Origin of the sequence: Nonomuraea ferruginea (assembly GCF_039540635.1) — a bacterium.
Lineage (GTDB): Bacteria > Actinomycetota > Actinomycetes > Streptosporangiales > Streptosporangiaceae > Nonomuraea > Nonomuraea ferruginea.
On the sequence record NZ_BAABFD010000001.1, the window covers coordinates 326,850 to 347,644 of the forward strand.

General features: G+C 72.2%; 22 protein-coding genes. 10 read left to right on the plus strand and 12 right to left on the minus strand.

Going from position 1 to position 20,795, the window contains the following annotated elements; genetic code table 11:
* Nucleotide 1: 1 nt before the first annotated feature.
* Nucleotides 2-994: a methyltransferase domain-containing protein gene (locus ABD999_RS01390; RefSeq protein WP_271276776.1), complete on the minus strand. Its 993-nt coding sequence runs from the start codon at nucleotides 992-994 to the stop codon at nucleotides 2-4.
* Between the two features lie 29 nt (nucleotides 995-1,023).
* Nucleotides 1,024-1,764 (minus strand): HalD/BesD family halogenase, encoded by a 741-nt coding sequence (locus tag ABD999_RS01395; protein WP_271276777.1) that lies wholly within the window; start codon nucleotides 1,762-1,764, stop codon nucleotides 1,024-1,026.
* 157 nt (nucleotides 1,765-1,921) lie between these two features.
* On the opposite strand from ABD999_RS01395, the gene ABD999_RS01400 reads away from it, so the two are divergent.
* Together ABD999_RS01400 and ABD999_RS01405 are read left to right on the plus strand one after the other, a co-directional pair.
* Entirely contained in the window at nucleotides 1,922-3,205 is a 1,284-nt protein-coding gene (locus tag ABD999_RS01400; protein ID WP_271276778.1) for a cation:proton antiporter, read from the plus strand.
* Nucleotides 3,147-3,944: an alpha/beta fold hydrolase gene (locus ABD999_RS01405; RefSeq protein WP_271276779.1), complete on the plus strand. Its 798-nt coding sequence runs from the start codon at nucleotides 3,147-3,149 to the stop codon at nucleotides 3,942-3,944. The genes ABD999_RS01400 and ABD999_RS01405 overlap by 59 nt, the downstream gene beginning before the upstream one ends.
* A 188-nt stretch (nucleotides 3,945-4,132) precedes the next feature.
* On the opposite strand, the gene msrB is transcribed toward ABD999_RS01405, so the two are convergent.
* A complete protein-coding gene (gene msrB, locus ABD999_RS01410; RefSeq protein ID WP_148030397.1) occupies nucleotides 4,133-4,534 on the minus strand; it encodes a peptide-methionine (R)-S-oxide reductase MsrB in 402 nt (133 codons plus the stop codon).
* 342 nt (nucleotides 4,535-4,876) lie between these two features.
* Between msrB and ligD the strand changes: the two genes are divergently transcribed.
* Nucleotides 4,877-5,875, plus strand: coding sequence for a non-homologous end-joining DNA ligase (gene ligD / locus ABD999_RS01415; protein WP_271276780.1), 999 nt, complete (start codon nucleotides 4,877-4,879; stop codon nucleotides 5,873-5,875).
* Between the two features lie 28 nt (nucleotides 5,876-5,903).
* Here ligD and ABD999_RS01420 read toward each other — a convergent pair whose 3' ends face one another.
* Nucleotides 5,904-8,198 (minus strand): acyl-CoA dehydrogenase family protein, encoded by a 2,295-nt coding sequence (locus tag ABD999_RS01420; protein WP_271276781.1) that lies wholly within the window; start codon nucleotides 8,196-8,198, stop codon nucleotides 5,904-5,906.
* Nucleotides 8,199-8,468: 270 nt separating this feature from the next.
* On the opposite strand from ABD999_RS01420, the gene ABD999_RS01425 reads away from it, so the two are divergent.
* The 3 genes from ABD999_RS01425 (at nucleotide 8,469) to ABD999_RS01435 (ending at nucleotide 9,911) form a co-directional block, all read left to right on the plus strand.
* Nucleotides 8,469-8,855, plus strand: a complete 387-nt coding sequence (locus tag ABD999_RS01425) for an RNHCP domain-containing protein (protein ID WP_148030400.1) — start codon at nucleotides 8,469-8,471, stop codon at nucleotides 8,853-8,855.
* 14 nt (nucleotides 8,856-8,869) lie between these two features.
* A complete protein-coding gene (locus ABD999_RS01430) occupies nucleotides 8,870-9,271 on the plus strand; it encodes an RNHCP domain-containing protein (protein WP_271276782.1) in 402 nt (133 codons plus the stop codon).
* 100 nt (nucleotides 9,272-9,371) lie between these two features.
* Nucleotides 9,372-9,911, plus strand: coding sequence for a putative immunity protein (locus ABD999_RS01435; RefSeq protein ID WP_271276783.1), 540 nt, complete (start codon nucleotides 9,372-9,374; stop codon nucleotides 9,909-9,911).
* Nucleotides 9,912-9,935: 24 nt separating this feature from the next.
* On the opposite strand, the gene ABD999_RS01440 is transcribed toward ABD999_RS01435, so the two are convergent.
* Entirely contained in the window at nucleotides 9,936-10,793 is an 858-nt protein-coding gene (locus tag ABD999_RS01440; protein ID WP_271276784.1) for a tetratricopeptide repeat protein, read from the minus strand.
* 88 nt (nucleotides 10,794-10,881) lie between these two features.
* Between ABD999_RS01440 and pgeF the strand changes: the two genes are divergently transcribed.
* Nucleotides 10,882-11,586: a peptidoglycan editing factor PgeF gene (gene pgeF, locus ABD999_RS01445; protein ID WP_271276785.1), complete on the plus strand. Its 705-nt coding sequence runs from the start codon at nucleotides 10,882-10,884 to the stop codon at nucleotides 11,584-11,586.
* Between the two features lie 118 nt (nucleotides 11,587-11,704).
* Here the strand turns inward: pgeF and ABD999_RS01450 are convergent, their stop codons facing one another.
* The 6 genes from ABD999_RS01450 to ABD999_RS01475 all read right to left on the minus strand — a co-directional run bounded on the left by ABD999_RS01450 (nucleotide 11,705) and on the right by ABD999_RS01475 (nucleotide 17,009).
* Entirely contained in the window at nucleotides 11,705-11,995 is a 291-nt protein-coding gene (locus ABD999_RS01450) for a hypothetical protein (protein ID WP_271276786.1), read from the minus strand.
* Nucleotides 11,996-12,166: 171 nt separating this feature from the next.
* Nucleotides 12,167-12,493, minus strand: a complete 327-nt coding sequence (locus ABD999_RS01455) for a hypothetical protein (protein ID WP_148030405.1) — start codon at nucleotides 12,491-12,493, stop codon at nucleotides 12,167-12,169.
* Nucleotides 12,494-12,520: 27 nt separating this feature from the next.
* On the minus strand, nucleotides 12,521-13,684 hold the full coding sequence (locus ABD999_RS01460) for an ATP-dependent DNA ligase (RefSeq protein WP_271276787.1): 1,164 nt from the start codon (nucleotides 13,682-13,684) through the stop codon (nucleotides 12,521-12,523).
* A gap of 2 nt (nucleotides 13,685-13,686) precedes the next feature.
* The gene (locus ABD999_RS01465) at nucleotides 13,687-14,403 is read right to left on the minus strand and encodes a pyrimidine reductase family protein (RefSeq protein ID WP_271276788.1); all 717 of its coding nucleotides are present in this window, start codon (nucleotides 14,401-14,403) and stop codon (nucleotides 13,687-13,689) included.
* A 30-nt stretch (nucleotides 14,404-14,433) separates the two neighbouring features.
* Nucleotides 14,434-16,551 (minus strand): glycogen debranching protein GlgX, encoded by a 2,118-nt coding sequence (glgX, locus tag ABD999_RS01470; RefSeq protein ID WP_271276789.1) that lies wholly within the window; start codon nucleotides 16,549-16,551, stop codon nucleotides 14,434-14,436.
* Between the two features lie 32 nt (nucleotides 16,552-16,583).
* Nucleotides 16,584-17,009 (minus strand): OsmC family peroxiredoxin, encoded by a 426-nt coding sequence (locus tag ABD999_RS01475; RefSeq protein ID WP_148030409.1) that lies wholly within the window; start codon nucleotides 17,007-17,009, stop codon nucleotides 16,584-16,586.
* 149 nt (nucleotides 17,010-17,158) lie between these two features.
* Between ABD999_RS01475 and ABD999_RS01480 the strand changes: the two genes are divergently transcribed.
* Both ABD999_RS01480 and ABD999_RS01485 read left to right on the plus strand, forming a co-directional pair.
* Nucleotides 17,159-17,719, plus strand: coding sequence for a sigma-70 family RNA polymerase sigma factor (locus tag ABD999_RS01480; RefSeq protein WP_219543210.1), 561 nt, complete (start codon nucleotides 17,159-17,161; stop codon nucleotides 17,717-17,719).
* A complete protein-coding gene (locus ABD999_RS01485; protein WP_148030411.1) occupies nucleotides 17,719-18,612 on the plus strand; it encodes a maleylpyruvate isomerase family mycothiol-dependent enzyme in 894 nt (297 codons plus the stop codon). Before ABD999_RS01480 ends, ABD999_RS01485 begins: the two co-directional genes overlap by 1 nt.
* Nucleotides 18,613-18,628: 16 nt before the next feature.
* On the opposite strand, the gene ABD999_RS01490 is transcribed toward ABD999_RS01485, so the two are convergent.
* Nucleotides 18,629-19,975, minus strand: a complete 1,347-nt coding sequence (locus ABD999_RS01490; protein WP_271280045.1) for an ankyrin repeat domain-containing protein — start codon at nucleotides 19,973-19,975, stop codon at nucleotides 18,629-18,631.
* Nucleotides 19,976-20,125: 150 nt separating this feature from the next.
* Between ABD999_RS01490 and ABD999_RS01495 the strand changes: the two genes are divergently transcribed.
* Nucleotides 20,126-20,785: a DUF1707 SHOCT-like domain-containing protein gene (locus ABD999_RS01495; RefSeq protein ID WP_271280046.1), complete on the plus strand. Its 660-nt coding sequence runs from the start codon at nucleotides 20,126-20,128 to the stop codon at nucleotides 20,783-20,785.
* Nucleotides 20,786-20,795: the final 10 nt, after the last annotated feature.

A 20,795-nucleotide genomic window follows, 5' to 3' on the forward strand; every position in this document is an offset into this window, starting at 1 on the left:
GTCAGCTCTCCGGGCTCAGGTCGAACAGGACGCCGCGGGGAGGGGCGGCGAAGTCCCGCTCGCCGTTCAGCACCCAGCCGGACTCGCGGAACGCCTCACGCCACTCCGAGCGGGTGGGGAGGTAGACCCCCATCGCGGCGTGCACGAGCTCGAAGCCCAGGGTGAAGATCGTCGTGTCCGCCCCGGGCGGTTCCTCGCTGCGGACCACGTCGCACAGCAGCAGCCGCCGCGCGTCGGGGAAGGCCGTGCGGAGCTTGCGCAGGCCCGCCACGCAGGTGGTCTTGGGCCAGAAGTCGTGGCCCAGGAAGACGCAGGTGATGAGGTCGACGCCGGCGAACTCGGGCAGCGGCTCGAGGTCGCGCACGTCGCCGGTGACGACGCCGATCCGGCCGGCGAGACCGGCCTGCGCCACCGAGGACGCCGCCAGTTCCACCGCCGAGGGCGCGATGTCGACGCCCACCCCGCGCACGCCGGGCCGGCGGGAGACCGCGTCGATCAGCCGCTGGCCGGAACCGCAGCCGAGATCGGCGATGGCCGAGTAGTCCAGCTCGCCGAGCAACTCGACGAAGTGCGGCTCGACCTCGGTCTCGCCGATCAGCTTGGAGCCGACCGCCACCGCCCGCATGTCCCTGGTGTAGAAGTCGCCGGTGCGGTTCGCGGTCCTGCTCACCTCGGGCAGGACGGAGAACAGCTCGCCGCAGCCGCGGACCATCCAGTAGAAGTACCCCCGCGCGCGGTAGGCGTCGTCGAAGCGCGGCCCGGTGACCGCTTTGTCGTCGGCGACCTCGACGATCTCCGCCCAGGAGAGCGTCACCAGCAGCTGGCGCACCAGCCGCGGATCGAGCCCGTCTGCGTTCGCCGTCTCGATCGAGTAGCTGTCCTCCCGCCTCAGCGCGTCGAGGATGCCCAGCTCGCCGGCGGCCGACAGTGACACCGCGACGAGGTATGACGAGAAGACGTCGGCGACCGGGCCGCGGGTGAAAGCCGTGTGCATCGGGTTCTCCATTTCGGTCGGCATCGTGCTCACGCCTGCTCCGCCCACAGCGCGTCCATGGTCTCGTGGGACATGACCGTCTCCAGGTCGGGCTTGGACGCGTACCCCATGTTGACGATCGTCCGCACGCCCGCGGTGATCGGATAGACGCGGTGCAGCGTGGTGTTGGTGCGCATCACGTAGAGGTCGCCGGCCCCCACCTCGAACGACCAGATGGGGTTGTCGAGCAGCGCGCGGTGGATGGCGGGGTCGCTCTTGTCCCAGCGGGTGCCGGCGACGCACTGGACGAACCCGCCGTGCTCCGGCGGCGGGCACTGCACCAGCCACACCAGCGCGAAGCTGTAGTCGTCCCAGTGCCAGCCGTGGGTGTCACCGCTGTGCTCCAGACGGGTGATCACATACTGCTCGGGCTCGTACGGGCAGGCCAGCACGGGCTCGCCGACGATCTCGGCGAGCAGGCCGACGAGGGCCTCCGACCGGTACACGGCGGGGATGAGGGCGCTGTGCTCGGCGATCTCCGATCGCGTCACGTTGCGCATCCGGCGGGGCGTGCCGCCGGTTTCCTTGAACCTGAGGTCGCGCCGGACCCCGGATTCCTCGATGAGGGAGAGCACGTCGTCGGCCACGGCCTGCTTGACACTCGCGGGCGCCAGGAACGACACCATCGCGAATCCGCGCTCGGCGAACTCGCGCCGGGCGGCCGCCACCTCGCCGGACAACCCGGCGTGGCGTACGTGCTGATTCAGCTCCTGCACAATTCGGGCATTCACTGCGGGGATCCTTCGCTTCTCCTGAGGGGATCTCGCTGCCTCGGACCGTAGAACCGTGGCGGAGGCCGGAGAAGCGTCCGCCGCCGTTGTGGCGAGAAATCGCCATTCGCTCGCCGCCCCGGCCGGGGCCGTACGGAGGCTTCCTACGCTGAGGGCCATGCTCACTGGGGTCCCGCTGTTCCTCCTGCAGCTCGTCGTGATCCTGGCCTCGGCCGTCCTCCTGGGCCGGCTGGCCTCCCGGCTCGGCCAGCCGGCGATCGTGGGCGAGCTGGCGGCCGGGGTCCTGCTCGGGCCCGCCGTTCTGGGACAGCTGGCGCCGGGCTGGGCCCAGTGGCTGCCGCGGCCCGGCTCGGGCGCGCTCATCGACGCCGTGGCCCAGCTCGGGCTCCTGCTGCTCGTCGGACTCACCGCCGCCGAGCTCGACCTGGGCAGGCTGCGCGAGCAGGCGGGCACGCTGGCCCGGGTCAGCGCCTGGGCGCTGCTCCTGCCGCTCGTGCTGGGCGCGGCTGCGGGCTTCGTGGTGCCGGCGGCCCTCCTGGGGCCGGCCGCCGACCGGGTCACGTTCGCCGCCTATCTCGGCGTGGCGCTGTCGGTCACCGCCATCCCGGTCATCTCCCGTACGCTCAGCGACCTGCGCCTGCTCGGCCACCGCGTCGGCCAGATCACCCTGGCCTCCGGCGCCTGCCAGGACTCGGTCGCCTGGATACTGCTCGCGGTCGTCGGCGCGATGGCCACCAGCGGCGCGGGGCCGGAAACGATCGGGATGCCGCTGCTGTGGCTGGCGGTCATGCTCCTGGCGGCCCTGGTGCTGCGGCCGCTCGCCCGGCGCGTGCTGAGCGTGGCCGATCCGGCGCCCGCCATGACCATGTCAGCCGTCGTGATCATCACCGGCGCGCTCGCCGCGCACCTCGCCGGACTGGAGCCGGTCGTCGGCGCCTTCGTCGCAGGGCTGGTCGCCGGAGCCGCCAAGGGCGCGGGCGCGCGGCACCTGGCCGGGCTGCGCACCGCCGTCATCGCCGTCCTCGCCCCGGTCTTCCTGGCCTTCGCCGGGCTGCACCTGGACCTCGCGGCACTGGCCGAGCCGGTGGTCGCCCTGACCGCGGCGGGACTGCTGGCCCTGGCCGTGGCGGGCAAGCTGGCCGGCGGCTACATCGGCGCCCGCACCAGCGGGATGCCCCCCTGGGAGTCGTTCGCCATCGGCGCGGGGCTGAACTCGCGGGGCCTCATCGAGATCATCGTCGCCACCGTCGGACTCCGGCTGGGCATCCTGACACCGGCCGCGTACTCGATCGTCGTCCTGATCGCGGTGGCCACCTCCTTGCTGGCGCCACCGCTGCTGCGGGCGGCCTTCAAGCGAGCACCAGAACAGAACGGAGAGCGGCATGGCCGTGGCGCGAGTGAACGGGACCACCCTGACCTACACCGACCAGGGCACCGGTGACCCCGTGATCCTGGTGATGGGCACCGGCAGCCCCGGGCACGTCTGGCACCTGCACCAGGCGCCCGCGCTGCTGGCCGCCGGCTACCGCGTCATCACCTTCGACAACCGCGGCCTGACGCCGGACTCCGGGGCGCCGCCCGAGATCGATGACCTGGTCGGCGACCTCGCCGGGCTGGCCGAGACCCTGTGCGGGGGGCGCTGCCGCCTCGTCGGCGTGTCGATGGGCGCGCACGTCGTCCAGGAACTCCTGCTGCAGCGGCCGGAACTGGTGGAGCAGGCCGTGCTGATGGCCACGCGCGGACGGCCGGACCACTTCCGCGCCAGGCTCGCCGCCGCCGAGTCCGAGCTGAACTTCGGTCCGGTGGAGCTGCCCGCCGCCTACGGCGCGGCGCTGCGCGCGGTGCTCAGCCTGTCGCCGCACACGCTCAACGACGAGAGCCGGGCCCGGCACTGGCTGGACCTCTTCGAGCTCTTCCCGACGGCCAAGGCGGTGATGCGCGCCCAGAGCAAACTGGAGATCATGGACGACCGGCTGGGTGACTACCGCGCCATCCGCGGCCGCTGCCTGGTCGTCGGCTTCGAGGACGACCTCATCACGCCACCGCACCTCGGCCAAGAGGTCGCCACCGCCATCCCCGGCGCGAGGTACGCGCAGGTCGCCAAGTGCGGGCACTACGGGTATCTGGAGCAGCCGGACGAGGTCAACTCCCTGATGGTGGACTTCTTCGCGACCGCCTAGGGACGCGCGGCACCCGCGCGTCCCCTGATCTCACCGCACCCGCACCCGGGTCTTCGTGCACACCTCGCACCGCTGCGTGACGACGCGGCCGATCGTCTCGATCGTCACCCACCGGTGACGAAAATGGATCCGGCTCACGGCGATGGTCTACCCGCCACCCCTGTCCGATACGCGGTGTCAACGAGCTGTCACTCCACGGGTTCGAGTCTCAGTGAGATCGAGTTGATGCAGAAGCGGTCGTCGGTCGGCGTCGGGTATCCCTCGCCGTGGAAGACGTGCCCCAGATGGGAGTCGCAGCGCGCGCACCGCACCTCGGTGCGGACCATGCCGTGGCTGCGGTCCTCGATCAGCGTCACCGCGTCGGAGTCGGACGGCTGGAAGAAGCTCGGCCAGCCGCAGTGGGACTCGAACTTGGTGTCGGACCTGAACAGCTCGGCGCCGCACGCCCGGCAGGCGTAGACGCCCTCGGTCTTGGTGTCGACGTACTCGCCGGTGAACGGGCGCTCGGTGCCCGCCTCCCGCAGCACATGAAACTCCTCCGGAGAGAGCTGGACCCGCCATTCGGTCTCGCTCTTGACCACCTTGTCCATACGTTCAGCGTACGAGATGCGGCAAAAAGAGATCTCCATAGGGGGAGCATCCTTTCTGGGGCGAATTCGCGTCTTTGTCAGCAAGGGGGTGTCATCGCCTCCTGCAAAGGGGCGAGACCACTCGCCGGATCGCCAGAGCGGCACAGCCCACGCCCGTGCTGGCGCCGCCGGCGATCGCCACGGCCGGCCGGGTGGCGCGCCAGCGCCCGGAACGGCGGCGCGAGTGGTCTCGTTGACGGGCCCGTTCCGTCGAGCTCCCGGTCCCGCCACCGGTGCGGCTCCGGGACGGGCCCCCTTCTCTCGCCCGGTGGTTTGTCGTAGGCGCGGGGTAGGTTCGTTCCCATGGCATCGCCGTACATCGAGCTTGAGGTGGGAGACCGCACCGTCAAGGTGACGAATCCCGGCAAGATCTACTTTCCGGAGATCGGCGCGACGAAGCGCGAGCTGGTCGAGTACTACGTCAGTGTGGGCGAGGGCGCGCTCCGGGCGCTGAGAGACCGGCCCACCAACCTCAAGCGCCACCCCGACGGGGTGCAGAGCGAGGCCATCTACCAGAAGCGGATGCCCGCCAAGCGCCCCGACTGGGTGGAGACCGCGACCGTCACCTTCCCCAGCGGCCGGACGGCCGAGTCGCTGAAGGTCACCGAGGTCGCCGCCATCGCCTACTGCGCCAACCTGGGCACCATCGACTTCCACCCCTGGCAGGTCCGCGCCTCCGACGTCGAACACCCCGACGAGCTGCGCGTCGACCTCGATCCGCAGCCCGGCGTGGGCTTCGACGCGGTGCGCAAGGCCGCGTTCCTGACCAGGGACGTGCTGGAGGAGCTCGGCATGCCCGGGTTCGTCAAGACCTCGGGCAACCGCGGCGTCCACATCGCGGTGCGCATCGAGCCGAGGTGGGACTTCGTGCAGGTGCGCCACGCCGGCATCGCGCTGGCCAGGGCCGTCGAGGAGCGCGACCCCGGGCTGGTCACCACCGCCTGGTGGAAGGAGGAGCGGGGCGACCGGGTGTTCATCGACTTCAACCAGAACGCCCGCGACCGCACGGTGGTCAGCGCCTACTCGGTCCGGGCCCGCCCGCACGCGCCGGTCTCGACCCCGCTCACCTGGTCCGAGCTGGAAGACGCCGACCCGCGCGACTTCGACATCCGCACGGTCCCCGCGAGGTTCGCCGAGCTGGGGGACGTGCACGCCGCCATCGACGACCAGGCCTACTCGATCGAGACCCTCCTCGACCGGTACGACAAGGACGAGCGCGGCGACATGCCCTATCCGCCCAACTATCCGAAAATGCCCGGCGAGCCGAAGCGCGTGCAGCCGAGCAAGGCCCGCGACGACTGACCACTCCCGTGCTCCCGGCGAGGAGTGGTCACGGGTCGCGCGGGAGCCCCAGCGCGCGCTCGGCGATGATGTTGAGCTGCACTTCGGTGGTGCCGCCGCCGATCGTGAAGGCGCGGGTGGTGAGGATCATGCGGCTCCAGTAGGGGTCGGCGGGCGCCAGCGCCCAGCAGAACTCGGCCACCGCCTGGGCGTGCCGCATGCCGAGCAGCTTACGGACGCTGGACGCGGTGGCGACCCCGCTCTCCTTACCGCCTCTTGCGCCGGTGGCGACGCTGCTCTCCTTACCGCCTCTGCTGCTGGTGGCGACCCCGCTCTCCATGCCGCCGCTGGTGCCGGTGGCGAGCTGGGCGAGGGTCACGCGCAGGCCGAGGGCGGAGATGGCCTGCCCCTCGGCCCACAGCCGGCCCGCCTGCTCGCGCTGCGCCTCCCGTAGCGGCAGCCGGGCGGCGAACGCGGCCATGTCCGTGTGCCTCGACCCCGGCCCCCACGAGTCGCCGAGCGCGACCCGTTCGTGCGAGAGGGTGTCGCGGGCCACCCGCCAGCCGCCGTCCACCTCGCCGACGACCTGCTCGTCCGGCACGAACACGTCGTCGAGGAAGACCTCGTTGAACAACTCGTCGCCGTTGATCTCCTTGAGCGGCCTGACGGTGACGCCGGGCGCGGCCATGTCCACGAGGAAGTACGTGATGCCCTCGTGCTTGGGCTTGCCGGGGGAGGTCCTGGCCAGGCAGATGCCCCAGTGGGCGTACTGGGCCAGGGACGTCCAGATCTTCTGCCCGGTCAGCGTCCAGCCGCCCTCCACACGGACCGCCCTGGTCGACAGCCCCGCCAGGTCCGAGCCGGCGCCTGGCTCGCTGAACAGCTGGCACCACACGATCTCGCCGGCGAACGTCCCGGGCAGGAAGCGTTCCCGCTGCTCCCGGGTCCCGTGCCGGACGATGGACGGCACGGCCCACGCGCCGATGCCCAGGTTCGGGCGTCTCAGGTCGCGGAACTCCTCGTGGATGATCACCTGTTCGAGCGGTGACGCCCCGCGGCCCCACGGCTCCGGCAGGTGCGGCATGATCCACCCCTCCTCGGCGAACCGCCGTCGGCGCTCGGACGGATCGGCGGCCCGCAGCGACGCGGCGTGCGCCCGCACCGAGTCCCTGACCGGGGCGGCGTCCTCGGGCAGATCAGGCTCCATCGTCCGCCGCACCCCCGCGAGAGCCAGCGCCGCCACCTCATCGGCCCACACCCCCGGATCCCCGGCCACCATCCGATCCGACAACGCCCGGCGGTAGTAGCGGTGCGCGTCGTGCTCGAACGTGTAGCCGATGCCGCCGAGCACCTGGATCGCATCCGCCGCACACCGCACCCCGGCCTCCGCCCCGAGCACCCCGGCCACCCCCACAGCCAGCCGCACCTCCGGCGCCAAGGCAGCCACCTCCCCGGCAAGCTGTCCCTGCGGCGGCAAGGTGGTCGCCTCTTCGGCAAGCCGCACCTCGGGCGGCAAGGTGACCCCAGGTTGTCCGTGGACTCCGTGCTGTCCGGGGTCGTCCAGGGCTCTGGCGGCGTCCCATACGGCGGCGCGGGCCTGCTCCAGGGTTACCAGGGCGGCGGCCAGCCGGTGCTTGACGCCCTGGAACTGCCCGATGGGCCGGCCGAACTGCTCACGTACCTCGGCGTACTCCGATGCCGTGGCCACGGCCCAGGCCGCGACCCCGCAGGCGTCCGCGCCGAGCAGCACGGCGGCCAGCTCCCGTACCGGCACCGCGCCGAGCACGCGTTCCCGGGGCACGTCCATGACGGTCACGGTGCACAGGTCACGGTCCAGGTCCACACCTGCGGCGGGCTCCGCCACGACATCCCCGCGATCGAGCAACGCCCAGCCATCCGCACCTACCGGCACCAAAAACAGATCGGCCCCCGCCGCCCCGAGCGCGAGCAGGGCGGTCGGGCGGTCCGCGCTGGACGGCAGAGCGCCGGTGAGGTCGCTCGCCCCGGACGCGGCGGCGGGACCGCCTGTGACGGGCAGGACGACGGTGGCGGTGAGGGAGCCGTTGGCGAGGCCGTCGGTCAGGTCCTTGGCGGCGGGGGAGCGGGCCGCCGCCGCGGCGGCGAGCACCGTCGGCAGGTACGGTCCGGGGACGCGCAGCTCGCCGAGCGCCTCCAGTGCCACGCACAGCTCCAGCAGCCCGTACCCCTGCCCGCCCCGCTCCTCCGGCAGGTGCAGCCCGAGCACCCCGTGCCGGGCCAGCGCACCATGGTCCGCACCCCGCTCCGCCAGCCCGCGCACGGACCCCGCGAGCGCCCGATGGTCAGTGGTCAGCCCGATTCCCATGGACCGAACCTAGAACGTTGTTCGGTCCTTCTCCACCCCCAACGTGAAGCCGGGGCGGGGAAAATCGGTGGCGGTCCCGGACCGGGCCTGGTTACGCTCCCGATGTCCATGTACGAGTCATACGGGCGGTCACGCCCTGGAAAGCGGGGGGTTTATGCCCGGGACCGCGCCACGCGCGCCTCGTCGTACCGTCATACGGACCCGTACATGACACGTCATCCCTGACCGTCCCGAGGCCCGCACGGCGCTTCCTTGCTGCCCTTTCCCATCATGTCCGGCAAGGAGTACCCCAGGGTGTCCACCCACAAGACCCGTCAGGTCCTGACCGATACGTTCACCTGCGTACGGTGCGGGCTGACCGTGACCGGAGCCGCCCCCGGAGGCGGCCGCCGCAACCACTGCCCGAGCTGCCTGCACTCGCTGCACGTGCTCGACCGTGCCGAGGGCGGGCCGTCCGAGTGCGGATCACGCATGGCGCCGATTTCCATCGCGGTGCTGCGCGGCGGCGACTGGATGCTCATCCATCGCTGCACCCGCTGCGGAGAGCTGACGTCCAACCCGATCAGCGGCGACGACAACCAGCTCATCCTCATGCGCATGGCCGTCCGCCCGCTCGCCGAGCCGCCGTTCCCGCTGGAAACGTTCGGCGACCTGTGACGGGAGCGGACCGCATGCCACGCAGGAAACCGGCGGAGCGCCGGCCGCAGCGGCGCAAGGACGTCAGGCACGGCGAGCCGGGCGACGCGTTCCGGTGCGTCGGCTGCCGCCTCGACGTGCCCGTCACCGCGCCGGGCACCGCGCACCGCAACCACTGCCCGAACTGCCTGACCAGCAGGCATGTCGACCACCGCGTCCCCGGTGACCGCCGGGCGGCGTGCCGGGGCCGCATGGCGCCGGTCAGCGTCACGGTGCGGGACGACGGCGAGTGGCTGATCATCCACCACTGCCAGTCGTGCGGCGGGCTCAGCGCCAACCGCATCGCGGGCGACGACAACGCGCTCGTCCTGGTCCGCATCGCGATGCGACCGCTGTCGGACGACCGGCTGCGGGTCGGCGCGCTGCTCTCGCTATGACCCGAGGGCCCCGGGCGACCCCCGGGGCCCTCAACAGCCGGCCCGCTCCCGGCAGAACTACGGCGTCGCGGCGCTCCCGGACCATGGAAAGATCGGCTTCATGACGATCGTGTCGGGCGATTTCGAGCTGACCATGGACGAACTACGCGTCGTGGCGCGCTACGTGGCCGAGAGCGCTCAGGACGTCCTCCCGGTGTTCGAGGAGGCCGTGCCGGGTGATCTCCGCCCGCGCGCGGCCATCGACGCCGCATGGGAGTTCGTCAACGGCGCGAGAAGGACCAAGCTGCAGCGCGTCACCTCGCTGGACGCCCATCGAGCCGCCAGGGAGGCGGGCGCCGAAGCCGCGCGTCTCGCCGCGCGCTCCGCCGGTGACGCCGCGTCCGCCGCATACCTGCACCCGATAGCGAAGGCCACCCAGGTGGGCCACATCCTGCGCGCCGCCGCGAGTGCCGCACGCGTCGCCGAGCTGAACGCGGGCGGCGATCCCGCGGTCGGAGACATGATGATCGACCAGGCGCGGCAGCGCGCCACGCCCACCCTGATCGCCGTTCTGTGCCGGTATCCCCTCGCGCCGACCGCCAAGAACCGTGTCGCGCAGCTCATGAGCACCTTGGACGCTTCCCTGCGCGCGTCCCGCTGAGAAGGCGCCACAGCACACGGGTCCTCAGTCGCCGAACTCCAGCCGCAGGGCGTGGGTGAAGTCGGCGATCGCCTCCTCGTGGCGGTCCTCCTCCTGGAAGATCTCGCCGCGCACCCGGTAGGCCCACACGTACTCGGCGTCCAGCTCGATCGCGCGGTCGAGGTCCTTCAGCGCGGCCTCGTTGTCGCCCAGCTCGCTAAGGACCGCGCCGCGGCTGCCGAGCGCGCGGTCGTGGTCGGGAGCCAGCTCGACGGCCCGGTTCAGGTCCGCCAGCGCGTCCTCGTACTGGTCGATCATGCGCAGCGCCTCCCCGCGCCGGCTCAGGGCGCGCACGAGGTCGGGGTCGATCTCCAGCGCGCTGGTGTAGTCGGCGATGGCTTCGGTATAGAGGCCCAGCCGCTGGTAGAGGTCGCCCCTGGACACCCAGGAGTGCGCCAGGCCGCCGTCCAGCTCGATGATCTTGGCATGCTCGGCCAGCGCCTCGTCCAGCCGGTCCAGGTCCGCGAGCGCGTCCGCCCTGGCCTCCAGGATCCACAGCGAGTCCGGTGACAGGGTCAGCGCGTGCTCGAAGTCCGCCATGGCCTCCTCGTGGCGGTCGAGCGCCGCGTACGCCTGGCCGCGCGAGCCCAGCGCGTACGCGCTGTCGGGCTCCATCCGCAGCGCCTCGTCGAAGTCGGAGATCGCGGCCTCGTACCGCTCGATGAGCCGGTGGCTCTCGCCGCGCAGCCGCCAGGCGCGCGCGTTGTCCGGCACGAGGGCGATCGACTCGGTCAGGTCGGCGATCGCCGCGTCGTGCCGCCCCAGCGCGATGTACGACTCGGCGCGGCTGCGCAGCACCGACGCCCGCGACCGGGCCGCGCCCTCGTTGATCTCCTCGCTCATGGGGGGAAATCTATCGGCCCTTTGTCGATCATGACGCCCTTTCGCCGCCACCGCAGCCCGCCGTCCGGGGCGGTCATAGGATCGGGGCATGGAACTGGCCCCCGGCGTGCACGTCGCCGTCACCGACCGCCATGGCGGCGTCAGCGCGCCGCCGTACGCGACGCGCAACCTCGGCGGCCTGACCGGCGACGACCCCGCCGCCGTGCGCGCCAACCGCGCCGGCGTCGCGGCCGAGCTGGGCGTGCGGGCGATCGTGTTCATGAGGCAGGTCCACGGCGCCGGGGTCGCGTACGTGAGCGAGCCGTTCGGCGACGACCCGCCGCCGGTCGACGCGGTGTTCACCACGGAGCCGCGGCTGGCGCTGGCGTCCCTGGGCGCCGACTGCCCGGCGGTGCTGGTGGCCGATCCGGTGGCGCGCATGGCCGGTGCCGCGCATTCCGGGCGGCCCGGCACGGAAGCGGGGATCTCCACTGCGCTGGTCGAGGCCATGGCGGCCAAGGGCGCCGAGCCGGGGCGGATGGTGGCGTTCGTCGGGCCCGGGGCGTGCGGGCGCTGCTACGAGGTGCCCGCCGAGCTCCGCGACCGGGTGGCCGCGAAGGTGCCGCCCGCCCGTTCCACCACCTCCTGGGACACCCCCGCGCTCGACCTGCGCGCCGGCATCGAGGCGCAGCTCCGCGACGCGGGCGTGCCCGACGTACGCCACGACGCCCGCTGCACCATCGAGTCCGGCGAACTCTACTCCTACCGCCGCCGGGACGCCGGCCGCTTCGCGGGACTCATCTGGCTCGCCTAGCCCCGCGAAGATCTGGTCTCCAGTCCATGGATGCCGGGATCGCTGGTCACACAGCGGTTCAGCCTTGGCGAATCCGTTGACGCGTGGACGGAAGCCCGGACGCCGGGCCGGCATGCGTTCAGTCCAGGATGCGGAGTCTCCATGGATAGCTCGCGGGGCCCACCTCATCGCACGCCCACGCCTTCGCGCCCTGGGCGCCGACGTAGGCCACCCCGGTGTCGCGGCACTCCTGCCAGGTCATGTAATAGCCCTCGCACCACCACACGAACGGGGCGGAGACCCCTGAGAGCTGCGCCGGCGCCTCGCAGTCCTGCGACGCCGCGCCGGCGTTCCCGGGGAGTGCCAGGCACAGTCCGACCGCGGTCACGAGGCCCGCGAACAGGGTCGTGACGGTCCTCTTGCGCATCATCGTCTTGCTCCCTTCGGTTTGCTCTCCGCCCTGTACGGAGCGGAGTCACTCGGTGCGATCTTCATCCTCATGCGCCTGGATGGACCGGGCCAGGGCGTCATGAGGACGTTCGCCGGACATGACGAAGGAAGCGGAAACGGGCGAGGGCGACCTCAGGGCGAGCCGTCCGGGTCAGGCGCCGGGGCGGTTGAAGACGAAGTTGACCGCGACGATGCCCAGCCAGATCACCAGGAGCGCGGGGTTGAGCGCGCCGAGCGCGGCGAGCGCGATCGTGGCCCCCGTGCCGAGCGCCAGCGAGACGATGGCGAGCGCGAGCCGCTGGCCGTCGGTCGGGCCGGGCCGTCGCCTGGCGGGAGCGGCCCGGAGACGTTCGTCGACCCGCCGGTCGACCTCCTGCCCCACCTTGTCGAGGAACGACGCCGCGATGGCTTCCTCGAAGTCGGGGCCGAGATCACGGCGGGCGGCGAGGGCCGCCTTCAGTTCTTCACTGCTGCTCATACAGCGATATATAGACGATGGTCAGGGTCAGCGGGCAAGGATGTCGTCGAGGTTGTACGAGACCGGCCGTTCGAGCTGCTCGTACGTGCACGACTCCGGCGTGCGGTCGGGCCGCCAGCGCCGCCACTGCGCGGTGTGGCGGAACCGGTCGCCCTCCATCTGGTCGTAGGCGACCTCGATCACCAGCTCCGGCCGGAGCGGGATGAACGAGAGGTCCTTCTTGGCGTTCCAGCGCGAGATCGCCCCCGGCACCCGCTGCCCCCCGGTGGCGGGCGTGGCGGCCGGGCGGCCCAGGTTGGCCTGCGCCTGCTCGGCCCAGTGGCCCCACGGATGCTCGCCCAGCTCGGCGAGGTACGGCTTGAGCTCCTCCACCAGCTCGGCCCGGCGCGCCATCGGGAACGAGGCCGCCACCCCCACGTGGTGGAGCCTGCCGTCGTCGCCGTAGAGGCCGAGCAGGATGGAGCCCACGATCGGCCCCGTCTTGTGCTCGCGGTAGCCGGCGATCACCACGTCGGCGGTGCGCTCGTGCTTGACCTTGAACATCACCCGCTTGTCGGGCGTGTAGGGCTGGTCGCCCGGCTTGACGATGATGCCGTCGAGCCCGGCGCCCTCGAACATCTCGAACCACTCGCCGGCCTGCTCGTCGCTCTTGGTCACCGGGGTGAGCCGCACCGACCGGCCCTTCTGGGGGAACAGCTCCTCCAGGCGGGCCCGCCGGTCGGCGAACGGCGCGTCCATCAGCGCCTCGTCGCCGACGGCCAGCAGGTCGAAGGCGACGAACGAGGCCGGGGTCTGCTCCGACAGCATCTTGACCCGCGAGGCCGCGGGGTGGATGCGCTGCTGCAGCGCCTCGAAGTCGAGCTCCGAGCCGCGCGGCAGCACGATCTCACCGTCGACGACGCACCGCTCGGGCAGCTCCGCCTTGACGGCCTCGACGAGCTCGGGGAAGTAGCGGGTGAACGGCCGCTCGTTGCGGCTGCCGAGATAGACCTCGTCGCGGTCGCGGAACACGATGCACCGGAACCCGTCCCACTTCGGCTCGTAGAACAGGGTGCCGTCCTGCTTCGGCATCGCCTTGACCGGCTTGGCCAGCATCGGCCCCACCGGCGGCCTGACCGGCAGGTCGAGATCGGGGATCGGCTCCGGCTCCTTGGGCTTCCGCGCCGGCCTGGGCGTCGTCGGCTCGCTCATGGTCACATCTCCCTCGTGTAGCGGCAGAAGAGGACGCCCTCCTCCTCCAGCACCTGGCCGAGCCGGAGCCGCTCCCGCGACGGCTCACCGTCGAGGATCCGCGCCGCGTCCCCGCCCAGCAGCAGCGGGCTCACCGACAGGCACAGCTCGTCGACCAGCCCGGCGGCGGCGAGCTGGGCGTTGAGCCGCGGCCCGCCCTCGCACAGCACCCGGGTCAGCCCGCGCGCGTGCAGCGCGGCCACCGCGCCGGCCAGGTCGACCGACTCGCCGCCGGCCACGATCACCTCGCCGGCCTCGGCCGCCGCCTCGCGCCGGTCGGCGGGCGCGCTCTCGCAGGTGATCACCAGCGTCGGGCTCACCGCCTCGCGGAACAGCGGCGCGCCGAAGTCGAGGTCGAGGCCGCGGCTGACGACGGCGAGCGGCGCGGCCGCCGGCCGCCCCGCGCGCAGCTCGCGCCAGGACTCGCGCGGCCTGACCGGCCCGTAGCCCTCGGCCCGCACGGTCGCGGCGCCCACCAGGACCACGTCGGCCAGCCCGCGCAGCACCCCGAACACCCGCTTGTCGGCCTTGCCGGACAGCCCTCCGGACAACCCCTTGTCCCAGGCCGCGCCGTCGGCGCTGGCCACCATGTTGAGGCGCAGCCAGGGCCTGCCCTCCGGGTAGGCGTAGGCCTGCACGATGTCCGGATCGTCTTTTATGTCGGGATGGATGCGGCGCACCCCTCTACCTTGGCACACGCCTCCGACAAGTCACTCTCGCGGCCTGCGCAGCACCTGCATCGAACGCGACGTCACCGCCACCACGTCGCCCGCCCGCCACCGCTCGTCGCCGAACAGCCCCTCCGAGCTGTCGTCGGCGGTGTCGAGCTCCAGCAGCCAGCCCGCGCCGAACGTCTCGCCGGGCAGCGTGAACGCCATGTCCTCGTGATGGGCGTTGATCAGCAGCAGGAACGAGTCGTCGGAGATCCGCTCGCCGCGGGGCCCCGGCTCGGTGATCGCGTCACCGTTCAGATAGACCATCAGCGACTTGGCGTAGCCGACGTGCCAGTCGGCCGCCGTCATCTCGGCGCCCCCGGGCGTCAGCCACACCAGGTCACGCTCGCCGTTCTCAGGGTGGCGGCCGTGGAAGAACCGCCGCCGCTGGAACACCGGGTGTCTGCTGCGCAGCTTCGCCAGCTTGCGCACGAACTCCAGCAGCTGCGCCTCCGTGCGCAGCGCCGACCAGTCGACCCAGGCGATCTCGTTGTCCTGGCAGTAGGCGTTGTTGTTGCCCCGCTGCGTGCGGCCGAGCTCGTCGCCGTGGGACAGCATCGGCACGCCCTGCGACAGGAACAGCGTGGCCAGGAAGTTGCGCCGCTGCCGGTGGCGCAGCCGCACGATCGCCGGATCCTCCACCGGCCCCTCGGCGCCGCAGTTCCACGACCGGTTGTCGTCGGTGCCGTCGCGGTTGTCCTCGCCGTTGGCCTCGTTGTGCTTGCGGTTGTACGAGACGAGATCGGTGAGCGTGAACCCGTCGTGGCACGTCACGAAGTTGATCGAGGCCACCGGCCGCCGCCCCGACGTCTCGTAGAGGTCGGCCGAGCCCGTCAGCCGCGAGGCGAAGTCCGGCAGCGCCGAGTGCGTGCCCCGCCAGAAGTCGCGGACCGTGTCGCGGTACTTGCCGTTCCACTCCGTCCACAGCGGCGGGAAGTTGCCCACCTGGTAGCCGCCGGGCCCGACGTCCCACGGCTCGGCGATCAGCTTGACCTGCGAGATCACCGGATCCTGCTGGATCAGGTCGAAGAACGCGCTCAGCCGGTCGACGTCGTGCAGCTCGCGCGCCAGCGCCGACGCCAGGTCGAACCGGAACCCGTCGACGTGCATCTCCAGCACCCAGTAGCGCAGCGAGTCCATGATCAGCTGCAGCGCGTGCGGGGACCGCACGTTCAGCGAGTTGCCGCAGCCCGTGTAGTCCAGGTAATAGCGGCGGTCGGCGTCGTGCAGCCGGTAGTAGGCGGCGTTGTCGATGCCCCTGAACCCGAGCGTCGGCCCCATGTGGTCGCCCTCGGCGGTGTGGTTGTAGACCACGTCGAGGATCACCTCGATGCCCGCCTCGTGCAGCGCCCGCACCATGGCCTTGAACTCCTGCACCTGCTCGCCGCGCGTGCCGGAGCTGGAGTAGTCGCCGTGCGGGGCGAGGTAGGCCATCGTGTTGTAGCCCCAGTAGTTCGTCAGCCCGCGCGCCACCAGGAAGTGCTCCGGCATGAAGTGGTGGACCGGCATGAGCTCGACCGCCGTCACCCCCAGCGACAGCAGGTGGTCGACGACCGCCGGATGCCCCACCCCCGCGTACGTGCCGCGCAGTTCCTCCGGCACGTCCGGATGGCGCATGGTGAGCCCCCGCACGTGCGTCTCGTAGATCACGGTCTGGTGGTACGGGACGCGCGGCGGTCGGTCGTTGCCCCACTCGAAGAACGGATTGATCACCACGTTCTTCGGCATGAAGGGAGCGCTGTCGACCCGGTTGACCTTCGCCGGGTCGGTGAAGTGGTAGGAGAAGACCGCCTCGTTCCACTGCAGCTCACCGTCGACCGCCTTCGCGTATGGGTCGAGCAGCAGCTTGGCGGGGTTGCACCGGTGGCCGTGCGCGGGCTGGTAGGGGCCGTGCACGCGGTAACCGTAACGCTGGCCCGGCATGATGCCGGGCAGGTAACCATGCCAGACGAACCCATCCACCTCGGACAGATCGACGCGCTCCTCGGAGCCGTCATCGTGGAACAGGCACAGCTCGACCCGCTCGGCCACCTCGGAGAACACCGCGAAACCGGTGCCCACGCCATCCCAGGTAGCGCCGAGTGGATAGGGTTCGCCCGGCCAGACGTCGCGCATGTGACCTTATTGTCGCATGCGATCGGGTCTTGCTACAGCAGTTCGGCGTTCAGCGTGATCGTGGTGCCGGTCAGGGCCTTGCTGACCGGGCAGTTGACCTTGGCGGTCTCGGCCGCCTGCTGGAACTGCTCGGCGGTGACGCCCGGCACGTGGGCCTTGACCGTGAGCACGATGCCGGTGATGCCCTCACCCGGCTGGAAGGTGACGTCGGCGCTGGTCTGCACCGACTCCGGCGGCGTGCCCGCGCCGGCCAGCCCGTGCGAGAGCGCCATGGAGAAGCAGGCGGAGTGGGCCGCGGCGATGAGCTCCTCGGGCGAGGTCTTGCCGTTGGCGGCCTCGGCCCTGGACGGCCAGGACACCTCGAAGCTCCCGACCCCTGAGGTGTCGAGCGAAACAGTGCCGGAACCGTCGAGCAGCGCGCCCTTCCACTGCGTCGTGGCGGTGCGGGTCGTGGCCATGCGAGTGCTCCCTCTTGTTGATGGACGACCTTCCGACCCTATCGCGGGGCGGGAAAGCGGCCGTGGCCGACATCCGTCTGCCGTTTCGCGGCGAATGATGAAATGCTGGGTCGCGGCGCACCCGCCGTCTAGTCCGGATCATCGGGAGTGTGGTGCCAGTGGAGGCACCGTACGACGACCGCCTGCTGCACCAGCGGGTGGTCGGCGGCGACGAGGCCGCACTCGGAGAGATCTACGATCGGCTCGCCTCGCTGATCTTCGGCCTGTCCCTGCGCGTGACGAGGGACCGGGTGATCGCCGAGGACATCACCCAGGAGGTCTTCCTGGTCTTCTGGGAGCGTCCGCTGGCGTACGACCCGGAGCGCGGCACCCTGCGCGCCTGGCTCGCCACGATCGCGCACCGCCGCGCCGTCGACCACGTGCGCGCGGAGGAGCGCAGGCGCGTGTCCGTGATCGGTCCCAGGCTCTTCCAGCGGGAGCCCGAGAGGCTGGAGGACACGGTGCTCGCCGGCGACGAGGCCGATCGGGTGCGGCAGGCCGTCATGGCCCTGCCGGACGCGTTACGCCAGGCCGTCGAGCTGGCCTACTTCGGGGGCAGGACCTACCGGCAGGTGGGGGAGGAGCTGGGCGTGCCCGAGGGCACGGCCAAGTCGCGTATCCGGCTGGCGCTGCGCCGCCTGGCGGAGGCGCTGGCGGAGGAAGAGGTGTGATGGAGCCGCTCGAGCGTCTGTATCTGGACGCGCTGCTCGAAGAGCCGGCGGAGCCGAAGGGCTCGCTGCGGCCGCAGCTGCTGGCCGGGGCCCGGGCGCGGCGCCGCCCGGCGGCTCCCACGGCGCCGTGGGCGGAGCCCTACGCGGGCCGGGTCGCCGCCATGGACGCCCTGCTGGCCGCCGCCGTGGACGACGACTGGTCGCGCGTCATCGTCGAGGGCTGGACGCTGCAGGAGCTCGTCGCCCACCTGGCCGCCAAGGACGGCCTGGTCGCGGCCGGCGTCGGCGCCCCCGTCCTGGGGCCCGAACTCGCCGCCGCCGACGCGCTCGGCCGCACCGCCGACGTGCAGGCGTACGAGCGGGCGCGCAGCCCCGAGCAGACCCGCCGCGACTGGCGGGCGCAGGCCGACGCCCTCTGCCGCCACCTGGCCACGGTCCCGCCCGGCACCACCGCCTCGGTCGACGGCCTGACGGTCCCGGTCCGCGACCACGTGCTCGCCAGGATGCTCGAAACCTGGATCCACACCGACGACGCGGCCAGGGTGGCCGGCGTCCGGCTGCCGGAGCCCGTCCCCGAGCACGTCCACCCGACGGCCGACCTGTGCGCCCGGCTGCTGCCGTGGACGATGCTGCTGTCCGGGCTCGACGGGTCAGGGCGCAGCGTGCTGGTGACGCTCACCGGAGCGGGCGGCGGCGAGTGGCACGTGGCGCTGGGCGTCGAGGACGCCCCCGCGTCCGGTCCCCCGGACGCGCGGATCACCGCGGGCGTGGTCGAGTTCTGCTTCCTGCTGGGCGGCCGGGGCGACCCTGAGCGCTTCCCCGCGCGGCTGGACGGCGACGTGGGCCTGGCCCGCGACGTGCTGCGCACGGCCCCGGCCCTGTCAGGACCCTGACGGCCCCGGGGATCGCTCAGGCGTTCCGGACGTCGCCGACCAGCTCGTGCAGCTCGGGGTCGTCGGACTCGGCCAGGACCCGCTCGGCGCCGCGGGCCGCGCGCGGGTCGCCGCGCCTGGCCAGGCCGCGCGCCGCCTCCGCCACCGTGCGCAGCACCTCGTCGTCCAGCCGGGCCGCCAGCGCGTCGCGGATCCCGGGCGTGTCCGCCTCCAGCCCGGCCAGGCCCGCCGTGGCCCAGTCGCGCACCTCGCCGTCGTCGTCGCCGGTCATCTCGACCAGCAGCGCCACCCCTTCGGCGTGGTCCGGCGTCAGCACGTCGGCCAGGGCGATGGCGTCGGTCATGGTGCGCTGGTGACCGGGGCGGGTGATGAGGCCGAGCACGAGCGGCAGCGCCCGCGGGTCGCCCTGGTGGCCGAGCGCCGCCAGCACCGAACGCAGCACCTGCGGGCCGGACTCGGTGACCGTCATCCGCCGCAGCAGCGGCAGCGTCCGCTCCAGGTAGGGCTTGTCGTCGCCGGTCACGCCGAACTGGGCGATCGCGTCCACGCCGAACTCGCGCTCCCTGGCGTCCTCGCTCACGCACAGCCGCGCCAGCGCCTCGTACGTCTCCTCGTCGCCCCGCGCGGCCAGCGCGTCGGCCGCCGCCCACCACGTCTCGGCGTCCTCGTCCAGGTCGCGGTGCGCGAGCGCGCGCGCCAGCAGCCGCTCGACCGGCGCCCACTCGCCCGCCGCCGCCTCCAGCAGGGTCGCGATGGCGGCATGGCCGCGCTGCGCCGCCACCTGCTCGGTCTCCGACCCGTCGGGAGAGGTGGCGGTGACCGTGACCAGCCCGGTGCCGTCGCCCGCCCACTGGCGGTGCACCGCGTACGTCCAGCCCTCCTGCTCGACCTGGTCGAGCAGCGCGCTCTCCAGGTGCACGCCCACCCAGTCGGCGGCGATCTCCAGCGGCGTGTCGCCGTCGCCGTCGTACTTGGCGGCGTCCGCGCCGGCGTCGAGCAGCTCACGGACCACGCCGAGCGCGCCGCGGCGGGCGGCGAGCGTGAGCGGCGTGTCACCCGTCTCGTTGGCGGCGTCGACGTCGGCGCCCGCCTCGATCAGCACCCGCGCGGTGCCCGCCGCGCCGTTGGTGGCGGCCCACATCAGGGCGGTCCAGCCGCCGCTCTCCCTGGTGTCCACGCCGGCGCCGGCGGCCAGCAGCATCCCGGCGACCTCCACCCGGTCGCGGGCGGCGGCCGCGCACAGCGGCAGGCCGCCCTCGTCGCCCTCGTACGGCCGGTCGGGGCCGGCGCCCTCGGCGAGCAGCTCGCCGACGGTCTTCTCGTCGCCGTCCAGCGCGGCCCGGTAGAGCTGTTCCTCATGCATGACAACGGACCCTAGCCTGGCCCGGGCGCGCCCCGGGACCATGCTGGGGTCCGTGTCACTATCTGGTACGGGGTGCGTGTCGATAGTGGTTCACCCCATTTCCTCCTTGGGGAGGACCGCGACACCGTCAAAACGCGATATGTTGCGAGTATGACTGACCCCGGGGAGGTACGCGCCTCCGACGCCGAGCGCGAGGCCGTGGTCGAGCTGCTTCGCGAGGCCTCCGTCGAAGGCAGGCTCACCCTTGCCGAGCTCACCGACCGCACCGAGGCCGCCTACACCGCCACCACCCAGACCGAGCTCGCCCTGCTCACGCAGGACCTGCCCGCCGCCGCGGCCTTCACGCCGCCCGCGGAGCGGCGCGAGGGCAAGAAACGACGCTGGTTCGTCGGCGTCCTGGGCGACACCAAACGGCGCGGCACCTGGCGCATCGACCAGGAGCTGGGGGCGGTGGCCGTGATGGGCGACGTCGTGCTCGACCTGCGCGAGGCCGAGGTGCGCACCGGCGTGGTGGAGATCATGGCCGTCTCCGTCATGGGCGACGTGAAGATCATCGTCCCCGACGGTGTGAACGTCGACCTCGACGGCATGGCCATCATGGGCGACAAACGGGTCGACGTGCAGGAGGCGCCGCGGGGCATGAACGTGCCGATGGTGCGGGTCCACGCCTACGCGATCATGGGCGACGTGAAGGTGCTCGGCGACTCCCGGGCCAAGCCCATCAAGCGCGGCTGGTCGGCCTGGCGCGAGCACTGGCGCCAGCTCCACGGCGACGACCACGGCGACCGCTCTCTCGGCCGCGGCTACTGACCCCACCCCG